This is a genomic window from Nonlabens sp. MIC269, assembly GCF_001430865.1.
Taxonomy (GTDB): domain Bacteria; phylum Bacteroidota; class Bacteroidia; order Flavobacteriales; family Flavobacteriaceae; genus Nonlabens; species Nonlabens tegetincola.
Window position 1 is genome coordinate 2621792 of the sequence record NZ_CP011373.1, and the last position, 12929, is coordinate 2634720.

A 12929-nucleotide genomic window follows, 5' to 3' on the forward strand; every position below is an offset into this window, starting at 1 on the left:
CCTTTTTTTATTTGTATTTTTGAAATGTGAAAAGCATTGATTATTCATTTATAATTCCCGTTTACAATCGGCCAGACGAGCTTGAAAAATTGTTGAAGAGTCTGGAAAAATTAAATTTTGAAAGATCTTTTGAGGTTGTGATTATAGAAGATGGGTCTACTTCAAAGTCTGATAAAGTATGTTCTCGCTTTCGCGAAAGCGTAAACATTTCATACTATTTTAAACCGAACTCTGGGCCTGGTGATTCTCGTAATTATGGTATGAGTAGAGCGCAAGGTGATTATTTTATAATTCTGGATAGTGATTGTTTAATACCGGAAAATTACTTGAATGAAGTTGATGAATTTTTAAAAAACGATTTTGTACATTGTTATGGAGGTCCAGATGCAGCACACGAAAGTTTTACCGATTTACAAAAAGCGATCAACTATTCAATGACATCTTTCCTTACTACAGGAGGAATTAGAGGTGGTGGTGAACAACTAGGTAAATTTCAACCGAGAAGCTTTAATATGGGATTGAGTAAAAAGGCTTTTGAAGATACTGGTGGTTTTGGTACGATTCATCCTGGTGAAGATCCTGATCTAAGTATACGGTTATGGCAATCTGGATATGAAACTAAGCTTATTAAAAAGGCATATGTTTATCATGAAAGAAGAATATCTTGGACCTTATTTAAAAAGCAAGTTGAAAAATTTGGAAAGGTTAGGGTAATTTTAAATAAATGGCATCCACAAACATCAAAACTTACCTTTTGGTTTCCCTCTCTTTTTATATTGGGAGCTATGTTTAGTATTGCTTTTTCACTACTAGGTTATGTGGAATTGTTAATAGTCTATACCGCTTACTTTTTTCTTATTTTTATTGATGCTACGATTAAGAATAATATAAGTGTAGGATTCAAAGCTGTGTATGCAACAGTGGTACAGTTCTATGGATACGGTATCGGTTTCCTTACTTCTTTCATAGCTATTAAAATTCTTAACAAAAATGAGAAAGAGGCCTTTCCAAAACTATTCTTTAAATGATTAAGGCAAGTAAAAATAATTATGGGGTCCTTCTCATATTCATATTAGGAAGTGCGATAGTTTGGTTCATTTTAAAATATGGAAGTACTTATCAAGATACTGTAGATATTGAAATCAATTGGGATAATTTACCAATCGAATATGAATTTGAAAATCAAAATAATACTATTACTGTTCCTGCTGTAGTACGAGGTTCGGGTTATAGTATTATTTATAGAAAGCTGTTTAATTATCAAGTAAATTTAGATTTTAAAGAATGGGTGAGGACTGATTCTAATCCACATTTTATTCCTAACGATGCATTTATTGCAATTAATCAAATGACTGATGGTTTAAGTTTGGTTTCTTTGAGTAACAAACCAGTTACTGTTGATGTTTATAGAAAACTTAGTAAAAAGGTACCTATCGATAAAAACTTAATCATTGATTTTAAAGATGCCTATAGACTAGTTGAAGAGCCTATATTTTCTATTGATAGTGTTCTTATTTCTGGTGCAGAAGGTGAATTAGCAGGTTTTAAGTACTTGGTGTTGGATAAAGAATCTATCACGTTAGATCGTGATACAACAACAGTTCAAGTGGATTTAAATAAATATTTCAAAGCAGCTAAAGTTGCTCCTAATGAATTAACCATTACCTTTATAGCTCAACCCTATACGGAATTTACTACCACCAAAAGCTTAAAGGCTATTTCGATTCCAAATAATTTTTACCTTACTGTTGATAGTTTACAAGTAAAAGGAAACAAACCATTGAATACTGTGGTTAATCGTAAGGATTTATCAATAACCTTAGAGCTACCAAAAATATTATCAGATTCATTGATGCTCATACCTTCAGTTTCTTCTAACATTAAAGAACTACAAGGGTTGAGAACTATTCCAAACACTGTAATGATAGTATCAAAAAAATGAGAGTAATAGGTATTACAGGAGGAATAGGAAGTGGAAAAACCACGGTGGTTAACATGTTTAAATCATACGGTGTACCATTATTTATCGCAGATGAAGAAGCAAAACTAATTTTGGCAAAAGATCAAACTGTAATTAATAAAGTAAAGTTGTTACTAGGAGATGACGCTTACGTCAAGATTGATGGTGTTGAACAACCTAATAGAAAGTTTATTGCTTCAAAAGTTTTCAATGATAAAGAGTTATTGAAAGAGCTTAACAAAATCATACATCCTGCAGTTAGATTAAAATTTAATGATTGGGTAGCCGCTCAAGATGCTGTTTATGGAATGTATGAAGCCGCTATTTTATACGAAAGTGGTGGAGATTCCATTTGTGATTCTGTTGTTTTAATTACTGCACCAAGGTCGGTAAGAGTGCAAAGGGTCATGGCGAGAGATAAGGTTACTGAAGAGGAAGTGATCGCTAGAATGGAGAATCAGTGGACTGAATTAAAAAAATTAAATAAAGCAGAATTTGTACTTCCAAATAAAGATATTGAACAAACGAAACGTTTTGTATGTTATTTAAACGATTTTTTGTTAAATAATTGAATTATACTCAGTAAAAATTAAAGTTAATACTAGGTTAAAAGCTTTTTAACAGAATTAATACTCATTAATTTTGTTTCGTGAATAATATTAAGGGAGTTTTCTTTAATCTGATAGTAATGGGTATCGCGTTAGGTGGTATCCTAGTTATACAAATATATTGGATTGTGAATGGGCTGTATGAGAAAGAGCAACAGTTTTCATTTGCAATTAAGCAAACATTGGCAGAAGCGGCATCTCAATTAGAAGAAAAGGAAGTTGAACGCTATTACGATTTATTTCAAAGTTTAAAGGATAGTCTAGGTGGTAATCCAGACTCTAGAACAGTGCGTGAATTAATTTTAATTCAACGTAATGAAGAATTAGAGGAAATAACAACCTACTCCAATAGTTTACTCACAGAAAATTACAAACTCAATCCAAAGCTATTAGACATAGATCTAGATAGTGTAACCTTTACCAAATTATTTAATAAACAATCTAAAGTTTCTCAACAAGCTAAAACCATTGATGGTTTAAAAGCTAGCCAGCGCAATTCTTATGAACAGCTTTCAAAAATGGAGGAATATGAAAAGCGTTTAATTGGTAATATGGTGTCTGAGTTTAATAGTTACTTACCACTTACTCAAAGAACTTCAGTTGATGAAGTAAGAGAGTTGTTAAAGAAGGAACTTAAAAAAAGACAGATAGACACAGATTTTGAATTTGCTATATACCAAGATGGTCTAGCGACTCGTATAAGTTCAGAAAATTTTGATTTTCTAACGGATGCAACCTGGAGTTATCCCGTGTTTACCACTAATTCAAAGGACGTAGAACCTTATGAGTTATCCATTAATTTGCCAGGTAGACAAAAGTATCTTTTGTCCTCCATTATTTGGATGGCTTTGTTGGTATTTCTATTTACATCTATTATAGGTATGGCTTATGCTCATGTTTATACTCAGTCCAAAAAACAAAAAGAAATTTCTCAAATTAAAACCGATTTCATTAATAACATGACTCATGAGTTTAAAACTCCCATCGCTACAATAAATCTAGCCCTGGATAGTCTTAAACACCCAAAAATAGCGAGCGATCCAGAAAAAATTAAGAATTATCTGGGTATGATTAGGGAAGAGAACAAACGCATGCACAGTCAGGTTGAGAATGTTCTTCAAATTTCAAAATTGGAGAAAAGTGATCTTAATTTGGAAAAGCATAGAGAAGATGTTAATGAACTTGTTGAAGAGGCAATATCTCATATACAATTGATTTTGGAAGAAAAAAATGGAGTTGTAAATACTTATTTTGGAGCCTTAAAGACTGAGGTTTTAGTCAATCAAAGTCATACTCTCAATGTATTTGTCAACATTTTAGAAAATGCTATAAAATATTCTGAAGAAGCACCAATTATTGATGTGTTTACAGAAAATATTAAAAATAAAGTCGTTATCAAAGTTAGAGATAACGGTATAGGAATGTCCAAAGCTGCTCAAAGAAAAATTTTCCAAAAATTTTACCGTGAACATACCGGAGATATTCATAACGTAAAAGGACATGGTTTAGGTCTAGCCTATGCAAAACGCATACTAGATGATTGTCATGGAGAAATTTACGTAGAAAGCACTAAAGGTGTAGGAAGTACATTTAGTATTCACTTGCCTTTACTAACCTAAATATTAACTAAATAATTACTACTTATGGAAACTGAAAACAAAAAAATACTGTTAGTTGAGGATGATCCAAATTTTGGAACTGTTCTTAGAGATTATCTTGCAATGAACGACTTTGATGTGGTTCATGCCAAAAACGGAATGGAAGGTTTCGAAAAATTTAAAAAAGATAATTACGATTTATGTATTCTTGACGTGATGATGCCTTATAAAGATGGGTATACTCTAGCTAAAGAAATACGTGAAAAAAATGAAGATGTACCTATCATTTTCTTAACAGCAAAAGCGATGAAAGAAGATGTATTGAGAGGTTATAAAGTAGGAGCTGATGACTATCTGAACAAACCTTTTGATAGTGAAGTATTACTTATGAAAATTAAAGCTATACTACAGCGTAAAGGACAAGATAGTATTGCTGATAGTAAAGAATTTGAATTTCAAATAGGTAACTTCCACTTAAATTCTAAACTTAGATTCCTTACTTATAATGATGATGAACCAATAAAGTTATCACCAAAAGAAAACGATCTTCTGAGATTACTAGCGTTGCATATCAATGATCTTATGCCTCGTGAATTAGCTCTAACAAAAATCTGGAGAGATGATAATTACTTCACCTCAAGATCTATGGATGTTTATATTGCAAAACTGCGTAAGTATCTTAAGAAAGACGATAATGTTGAGATCGTAAATATACACGGAGAAGGATTCCGTTTACTTATAAAAGATCAAGTAGATTATTAATCAAATCGATCTATAAGTAGTTTATGTACTCGCTGTACAATTTCAGTATGGCGAGTACTATAATTAAACCAGTGAACTTGGTTATCCTTGCGGTACCATGTCATTTGTCGTTTAGCAAATCTTCTAGAGTTACGTTTAATTAAACGTATAGCCTCGTCAAGATCTATTTTATTTTCAAAATAAGGAAACAGTTCTTGGTATCCTACGGTTTGTAAAGCTGTAAGTTCTTTAAAAGGCAAAAGGCTTTTAGCTTCTTCAATCAATCCATTATCGATCATTAAATCTACTCTTTGATTAATGCGATCATATAACGTTTCTCGAGGAGCTTCTAGTCCGATTTTAATAGTTTGAAAATTGCGTTCTTGTTCATTACCAGATCTCAATTCCTGCATCTTTTTACCACTTGCTCTATACAAAGAAAGAGCTCTAAGTAATCTCCTAGAATTATGCATATCTACTTGATTAGCGTATTCTGGATCGACTTTTATTAACTCTTGTTGTAAACTAGATATACCTTTTTCTTTTAATTGAATCTCTAGCTCATTAAGTATTGAATCTGGAACATCAGGAAAGTCATCTAAACCATGTGTAACTGCCTTTTCAAATAAAGCGCTTCCACCTACCATTATGACAATATCGTTTTCCTCAAAAAGGTGATTTAAAATTGTTACCGCTTCCTTCTCAAAATCTCCTGCACTCATGGGATTATGAATACTACGGTCTTGAATAAAATAATGAGTCGCAGCTGCTTGTTCTTCTAGAGTAGGAGCAGCGGTCCCTATATTCATCTCTTTGTAACACTGCCTGCTATCGCAGGAAATGATAGCTGTTTGATACGCTTTCGCGAAAGCGATACTTAAATCAGTCTTTCCAATTGCTGTAGGTCCAACTATGGTAAGAAGTGTTTTTTTAGTCATGGAGCTCATAACCGCATTTGTGACAAAATTGAGCACCATCCTGATGTTTTTTCGCTAAACAATTTTGACAGACTTGAGTATTTACATGTCGATAATTAGGATTGTCTTTTTTTACTTCTTTCGAATATTCTGCACTTACGATACCTGTAGGCACAGCAATTATTCCATATCCCATTATCATAATTACTGTAGCGATAAATTGCCCTAACGGCGTTACTGGAGCAATATCTCCAAATCCTACTGTGGTAAGTGTGACAATGCACCAATAGATACTTTTTGGGATGCTATCAAAACCACTGTCTGCACCTTCTACAAGATACATAAGGGTTCCCATTATTATAGAAACAACTAACACAGCAAATAGAAATACGGCAATTTTTGGTCCGCTTGCGCGTATGGATTTGGATAATTTATCCGCTTCACCAATGTATCTTGTTACTTTTAAAATTCTAAATACACGTAGTAATCTTAAAGCTCGCACCGCAATAAGAGCATTGAGGCCTGTTATAAATAGGGTAAGATATAAGGGTAATGTAGAGAGTAAATCTATAACTCCATAAAAGCTAAAGATATACTTAGAAGGTTTATTGATGGATATGATCCGTAGTATGTATTCAATAGTAAAGAAAATGGTTATAATCCATTCTGCAATGATAAATTGATTAGCGTATTCTTCACCTATTCCAGGAACACTTTCTAGCGCTACCAGAATTACGCTCATTAGGATGAGAATAAGTAATACTACATCAAAAATCTTCCCTGCTGGTGTATCTGCCTCATAAATGATTTCATGGACTTTTTGACGCCACAGGGAAGATGTTGTATTGTTGCTCATATATTATCTAGGATATCGTGCAGGCATAGCCTCGTGCATGATTTCATACACTTTATCAAAGATATCATCTTTACTAGGTTTTGAGAAATAATCACCGTCTGTAGAGTAGGCTGGTCTGTGAGCTCTTGCGCTCAAACACTGTGGTTTGCTATCTAGATATCTCCAAGCGTTTTGTTCATCAACAATTTTTTGAAGGATAAAAGCGCTAGCTCCACCAGGTACATCTTCATCAATAACTAATAATCTATTGGTGTTTTGTACACTTTTTACTATATCGTGATTAAGGTCAAAAGGTAACAAGGACTGAATATCTATAATTTCAATATCTATTCCTACTCGTTCAAGTTCCACAGCTGCTTCTTCAATAATACGCAAGGTTGAACCATAAGAAACAACGGTAATATCACTACCTGTTTTGATGGTTTCAACAACTCCTACAGGAGTTCTAAACTCTCCTAAGTTTACAGGTAATTTTTCTTTAAGACGGTATCCGTTTAGGCATTCAACGATAAGAGCAGGCTCATCGCTTGCCATAAGAGTGTTATAGAAACCAGCTGCCTTGGTCATGTTTCTAGGAACTAGAACATGAATACCTCTTACTAGATTAATGATTCCACCCATTGGTGAACCACTGTGCCAAATTCCTTCTAGGCGATGACCTCTAGTTCTTATAATTACTGGAGCTTTTTGTTTACCGGCAGTTCTATATTGAACAGTGGCTAGATCATCACTCATGATCTGTAAGCAGTAAAGTAAATAATCTAGGTATTGGATTTCGGCAATAGGTCGTAATCCTCGCATTGCTAGACCGATTCCTTGTCCTAAAATAGTAGCTTCTCTAATACCGGTGTCTGATACTCTTAATTCACCGTATTTTTCTTGCATTCCTTCAAGACCTTGATTAACGTCTCCTATTTCTCCAGCATCTTCACCAAATACCATAACCTCTGGATGCGCAGCAAATAATGCATCAAAATTATCTCTCATGATAACTCTAGCATCTACCTCATTGCTGTCCTCATTATAAACTGGGTCTACAGCTTGTATGTTGACTACAGCCTTATCAGACTTACTAAAAAGGTAATCGCTATATTTAGGTTGTATGGTCGATTCATAATCACTTAAAAATGCTTTAAGTTGATCAATTTCATCATGATTTTCTCCTATTGTATATCGTAAGGTTTGTTTTATAGTTTCAAAAACTTCTTTTCTAATAGGCTCTTTAGTTTCTTTTAATTTAGAAATTAAAGGTTGAATGAAAACTTGATTATCACTTACGTTCGCAACTTTTTCTAGGTGCTGTACCGCTTCATCTCTTTCTTTAAGAATAGGATTGATGAATGCAGTCCATGCTGCTTTTTTACCGTTACGTACCTCTTTTTTAATGTCTTTCTCTAAGGCAGATAGCTCATCATCTGTAGCAAAGTCATTTTCAATCAGCCATTTTCTAAATTGTGCGTTACAATCATATTCTGCTTCCCAAGCTAGTCTTTCTTCATCCTTATAACGCTCATGAGAGCCACTAGTACTGTGACCTTGTGGCTGTGTGAGTTCATCCACATGAATCATAACCGGTACATGCTCTTCTCTTGCAATTTTACTAGCTTTTTCATAAGCCTCAACTAGAGCTACATAATCCCAACCTTTAACTACGATTATTTCATAACCCTTGCCGTCTTCATTTCTTTGAAAACCTGCCTGAATTTTACTTATACTTTCTTTTGTAGTTTGATGACGTGCATGAACCGAGATTCCATAATCGTCATCCCACACGCTGATTACCATAGGTACTTGCAGGACTCCGGCAGCATTAAAGGTTTCCCAAAAATGGCCTTCACTTGTACTTGCATTACCTATTGTTCCCCAGGCAACTTCATTACCTTTATTTGAAAATCCATTATCTGCAGGAATAAGGTCATTGTGACGGTATACTTTACTAGCTTGTGCAAGACCTAATAATCTAGGCATTTGTCCAGCAGTAGGAGAAATATCACTACTACTATTTTTTTGATCGATTAATCTTTTCCAATTTCCTTTCTCATCAAGACTGTGTGTCGCAAAGTGACCACCCATTTGTCTTCCTGCGCTCATTGGTTCCTCTTTGATGTCGGTGTTTGCATACAGTCCAGCAAAAAACTGCTCGATAGTAAGTTCACCTATAGCCATCATGAAGGTTTGATCTCGATAATAACCGCTTCTAAAATCACCATTTTCAAAAGCGCGAGCCCAAGCAAGTTGAGGAAGCTCCTTTCCATCACCAAAGATTCCAAATTTAGCTTTTCCTGTAAGTACTTCGCGGCGACCTAGTAGACTACATTCGCGACTAGTTACCGCAATTTTATAATCTTTAAGGACTTCGTTTTTAAAGTCTTCTTTTTTTAGAGAAACAGTAGGGTTTTCAGTTGCTTGCATAGAATTTTATATTACTGCAAAAATACGGAGATTAAAGCCCGTTTGCAATAGCGTAAAATTAGTACCACCTACGAGTAAATAGCCCTATAAAAGTGTTAACATCTAGCGTTACTATGAACCTTATTTTCTCATCATAATTAGGTTGCGCGATCTCCCATCCATTATTGTTGTACACAGGAAAATACAACTCAAAATAATCTTGCAATAGGTTTAATCTAATTCCTGTGTCATACACAAATCTTGCGCTTGTACCCTTGTTTTTAACAGCTCCTACATCACCATAAACAAATATGTATTTCCATATACTGTACGATGAATTTAAGGTGGTAATCCACTGGTTTGCAAATGCTGGATCCAATTGAGCTTTGAAACCACCTTCGGCAAGTATTAATTGTTGCGAGAATAGACCGTCATCTTCAGATCTACCATAATAATTATAATCAAAAAGATAATCCGTAGGTCTATCTAAGGCAAAGGAGAAAAAATCATCATTGGATCTTGTATCGTTATATAGAAAAGTTCCCATGAATACTCTAAAATTGAGCTGTCTATTATCTTTATACAGTCTGCGCCAGTCTAATCTGAAACTTGCTTTTGAAAAACGTTCACTAACCTCAGTGCCAAAACTATAACTAAAAGATCTTCTAAGGTTACGGTCTGATTGATTGAAACTCAATGCAAAAACATTATAATCAGGATCTTCTTCAAGAGATTCATCATTGCGATCTCGTTGAACAAATACGTTTCTAAAATTAAGGCTTTGTCTTTTATTACTACGCAAGTCTTTAGGTCTGTAATTAAAACTTAACCACGCGCTTCCTCGTCTATAAAGTAAATCTGGAGCATAGGAAAATTGATTGGCACTTAGTCCATATCTCATAGAAAAAAGGCTGTTGTTTCTATCTTGAAATGGATGCTCATAACTTAATCCTATCGATCCCACTAATTTACCTGAGTTTGTCCCATAGGCAGGCTTAATGCTATATCTAAAAGGTTTTGACAGTAAATTACCATTGTAAAATCTAGAACCTATAGCCAATCCATCGTATATATTAAATGTAATATCTGGCATCAAGAAAACTTGAGATTTTTCAGGATCTTCAATGTCTTTGAATAGCCTAAATTCCAAAGGTCTGTTAAATGCAGGAAATGGTTTTAGAGTTTTGTAGTTATCTCTTGGGTTAAATTCAGGAATTATTTCCTCATAGTTAACTACAATTCTATTGGCGGCACCTAATTTATTGTTTTGTATCGCTTTTCGCGAAAGCGTGATAGAAGTATCACCTATAAATCCATTAATCCATTCTTTATAAACAATACTATCATTTTTGAGTGCGTAGATAGGAATAGGGATAGGATAAACGCTCTTGTTCTTAATCGTTACAATTACTGAATCTTTGTATCTCTCTATGTTCCTTAATTTCCAATCTAGCCTTTCGTGACGAGTTATAAAGTAATCAAAAAACCAGTCTATTTCTTTATCTGTTTGTTCGTTCAAATATGTTTGAAAATCCCGACTATTTTGTGAGTTTGACGGTGATTGACTATAGAGCTTTTTAATCGAATTTTCAACGGCATTATTACCTAGATAGTCGTCAAGATATGCTAATCCTATTGCAGCTTTAAAAGGAATGGCGAGTTGTTGATTGTATTTCAATAAACTATCAGCAGGAGTATTGGGTGCTTGATCTAGATTAAGTCTTTTTGAATTCAAGTATAAAAAAGCATACCTATCATTAAACCTTAGTTGTGAAACATTGAATCCTCGTATTCCCCAAAAATCACTTAGTTTACCACCAATTTTTAAGTCTGGGTAATATTCTTCCTGATATTTCATTATGGTATGGATGATTATACCTTGTTTTAACCAGTATTCATCTCTATTGTGAGTACTTATTCCTTGTTCTACCCATTTACGAGTAAGTGCTTTGAGCATTTTTATTTCATAGGTAAAACCAGCTGGAAACGGGTTAATAAAACTAGGTAAAGAGCTTAAGCCATATACAGGATTTTCTTTGTAAAATTTATCTGAAATGAAGAGTTCCCTACTCGGAGATTTACCTACATGATCATTCAAAAAACTAGCTATTCTATCTATAAAAACCACTTTCATTTCAGTGGGAACACTTTCATCATCAATATCAGTGGTTAAATCCACTTGATTAGTGCTATAACGTTTAAAACCGTCGGTTGATTTTAGGAAGTATAACCTGGCACTAGAGCTTGTTAAACCTTCAAATAGATAGCTGTTACGATTTTCCTGCTCAACTTGGGTAATCATTTTTAATGAGGATATAGCCTTGAGACGAGAAGGAACGTGAACTGAAAGGCTCATCTGGGTAGGTGCGCCATAAAAATCATTTAAATCTTTATGAGAATAAAACTGCCATTCTCCATTTACGAATGGCGCAGGATGCAGGTACCAATATTTGAGTAGATATTCGTTATCGCTACTCTTTCCATAGCCAGTAAAATCATCAAGAGGAATTTTTACTTTGTAAGTTATGTTTACACTGCGTGATGTTTGTGGTGCGATGGGCTCCAGCAATTCTAAAATAAGTACGTCTGGATTAGATTTTGGTCTGGTTACGATATAGTTTTCAGTATTTAGCCTAGAGATATCTGTAAAGCCTTTATCATCATCTGATGAAAATTCAAACCGATTTTTAAAATCCTCAGCTAGTCTTATAGCTAAAGGAGTCTGTAAGTTACTGAAAGCATTAGCCCAATCTAATAAATACACTTTATCCCAAGAAACATCACTTTGATTAACAAAAGTTATTTCTTGTTCAATGGTCAATTCCCTAGCATCATCATCAAGCTTAACCACAAGGTTAGTTTGATGCTGCGACCAGCCATAAATGGACAATAGTAAAGTGAGAAATACAAGAAATCTTGTTTTCAAAGGTGCTTTTTTAGAGTTTACTTTCAAATATGATGTTTAAATATTAAAAAATCATCACAAAAATCACCTATTTCTAAGTTGATTTTTGTGATGATTACAAAAGTACTTAGTCTAAGATACTAGAAATTAGGACTCAAGCTGTATTTAGCATAGAAGTCATTGATAATACTCACTGCTTCTTCACTAGTATCGACTAAATGAATCAAATTCAAATCTTCTGGAGAAATCGTATGAAATTTCTTGTCAAGGGTTTCTTTTACCCAATCCAATAATCCACTCCAAAATTCGGTACCAACTAAAATGATTGGGAATTTTGCAATCTTATGAGTTTGAATGAGTGTAATAGCTTCAAACAATTCATCAAGGGTACCAAATCCACCTGGCATAACTACAAAACCTTGTGAATATTTGACAAACATTACCTTACGGGCAAAAAAGTAATCAAAATCAAGGCTTTTATCATGATCGATATAAGGATTGTCATGTTGTTCAAATGGCAAGTCGATATTAAGACCAACAGATGTTCCTCCTGATAAATGAGCGCCTTTATTTCCTGCTTCCATTATTCCAGGACCACCACCAGTAATTACACCATAACCGTTTTCAACGATACGTTGTGCAATTTCAGTTGCTAGTTTATAGTACTTATTATCAGGTTTTAATCGAGCACTTCCAAAAATAGAAACACATGGCCCTATACGGCTCATACGCTCATAACCCATTACAAATTCAGATAAGATTTTAAAGGTTGCCCAACTATCATTTGTTTTTAAATCATTCCAACCTTTTTCATTTATTTCTCTGCGCATGTTCTAGTATTTATTACAAAACAAACATAATCACAACTATTCACATAATTGTTAATACATGTTTATATAATAGGTTATTTAAAAAAATAAGTCTTTTTATCTTCACGTTTCAAAGTAAATGAA

10 protein-coding genes are annotated in these 12929 nt (G+C 33.9%); 5 read left to right on the forward strand and 5 right to left on the reverse strand.

Going from position 1 to position 12929, the window contains the following annotated elements:
• The first annotated feature begins 35 nt into the window (after positions 1 to 35).
• The 5 genes from AAT17_RS11835 to AAT17_RS11855 all read left to right on the forward strand — a co-directional run bounded on the left by AAT17_RS11835 (position 36) and on the right by AAT17_RS11855 (position 4928).
• Positions 36 to 1028 (forward strand): glycosyltransferase family 2 protein, encoded by a 993-nt coding sequence (locus tag AAT17_RS11835; RefSeq protein WP_060525091.1) that lies wholly within the window; start codon positions 36 to 38, stop codon positions 1026 to 1028.
• The gene (locus AAT17_RS11840; protein ID WP_060524600.1) at positions 1025 to 1942 is read left to right on the forward strand and encodes a hypothetical protein; all 918 of its coding nucleotides are present in this window, start codon (positions 1025 to 1027) and stop codon (positions 1940 to 1942) included. Before AAT17_RS11835 ends, AAT17_RS11840 begins: the two co-directional genes overlap by 4 nt.
• Positions 1939 to 2532: a dephospho-CoA kinase gene (gene coaE, locus AAT17_RS11845; protein ID WP_060524601.1), complete on the forward strand. Its 594-nt coding sequence runs from the start codon at positions 1939 to 1941 to the stop codon at positions 2530 to 2532. The genes AAT17_RS11840 and coaE overlap by 4 nt, the downstream gene beginning before the upstream one ends.
• Positions 2533 to 2609: 77 nt before the next feature.
• Positions 2610 to 4187 (forward strand): sensor histidine kinase KdpD, encoded by a 1578-nt coding sequence (locus tag AAT17_RS11850; RefSeq protein WP_235784024.1) that lies wholly within the window; start codon positions 2610 to 2612, stop codon positions 4185 to 4187.
• Between the two features lie 24 nt (positions 4188 to 4211).
• Positions 4212 to 4928 (forward strand): response regulator transcription factor, encoded by a 717-nt coding sequence (locus AAT17_RS11855; protein WP_042280367.1) that lies wholly within the window; start codon positions 4212 to 4214, stop codon positions 4926 to 4928.
• On the opposite strand, the gene miaA is transcribed toward AAT17_RS11855, so the two are convergent.
• The 5 genes from miaA to AAT17_RS11880 all read right to left on the reverse strand — a co-directional run bounded on the left by miaA (position 4925) and on the right by AAT17_RS11880 (position 12806).
• On the reverse strand, positions 4925 to 5884 hold the full coding sequence (gene miaA / locus AAT17_RS11860; protein WP_253279768.1) for a tRNA (adenosine(37)-N6)-dimethylallyltransferase MiaA: 960 nt from the start codon (positions 5882 to 5884) through the stop codon (positions 4925 to 4927). The two genes, AAT17_RS11855 and miaA, sit on opposite strands and share 4 nt — an antisense overlap.
• Positions 5838 to 6680, reverse strand: coding sequence for an ion transporter (locus AAT17_RS11865; RefSeq protein WP_042280364.1), 843 nt, complete (start codon positions 6678 to 6680; stop codon positions 5838 to 5840). Before AAT17_RS11865 ends, miaA begins: the two co-directional genes overlap by 47 nt.
• Before the next feature lie 3 nt (positions 6681 to 6683).
• Positions 6684 to 9092 (reverse strand): thiamine pyrophosphate-dependent enzyme, encoded by a 2409-nt coding sequence (locus AAT17_RS11870; RefSeq protein WP_060524605.1) that lies wholly within the window; start codon positions 9090 to 9092, stop codon positions 6684 to 6686.
• A 58-nt stretch (positions 9093 to 9150) separates the two neighbouring features.
• Positions 9151 to 11997, reverse strand: coding sequence for a hypothetical protein (locus AAT17_RS11875; RefSeq protein WP_060525092.1), 2847 nt, complete (start codon positions 11995 to 11997; stop codon positions 9151 to 9153).
• A gap of 119 nt (positions 11998 to 12116) precedes the next feature.
• The gene (locus tag AAT17_RS11880) at positions 12117 to 12806 is read right to left on the reverse strand and encodes a TIGR00730 family Rossman fold protein (RefSeq protein WP_042280361.1); all 690 of its coding nucleotides are present in this window, start codon (positions 12804 to 12806) and stop codon (positions 12117 to 12119) included.
• Between the last annotated feature and the right edge of the window lie 123 nt (positions 12807 to 12929).

Coding starts and splice junctions, on each gene's coding strand:
- AAT17_RS11865 (WP_042280364.1), bottom strand. CDS start 6,680: ATGAGCAACAATACAACATCTTCCCTGTGGCGTCAAAAAGTCCATGAA.
- coaE (WP_060524601.1), top strand. CDS start 1,939: ATGAGAGTAATAGGTATTACAGGAGGAATAGGAAGTGGAAAAACCACG.
- AAT17_RS11880 (WP_042280361.1), bottom strand. CDS start 12,806: ATGCGCAGAGAAATAAATGAAAAAGGTTGGAATGATTTAAAAACAAAT.
- miaA (WP_253279768.1), bottom strand. CDS start 5,884: ATGGTGCTCAATTTTGTCACAAATGCGGTTATGAGCTCCATGACTAAA.
- AAT17_RS11855 (WP_042280367.1), top strand. CDS start 4,212: ATGGAAACTGAAAACAAAAAAATACTGTTAGTTGAGGATGATCCAAAT.
- AAT17_RS11840 (WP_060524600.1), top strand. CDS start 1,025: ATGATTAAGGCAAGTAAAAATAATTATGGGGTCCTTCTCATATTCATA.
- AAT17_RS11870 (WP_060524605.1), bottom strand. CDS start 9,092: ATGCAAGCAACTGAAAACCCTACTGTTTCTCTAAAAAAAGAAGACTTT.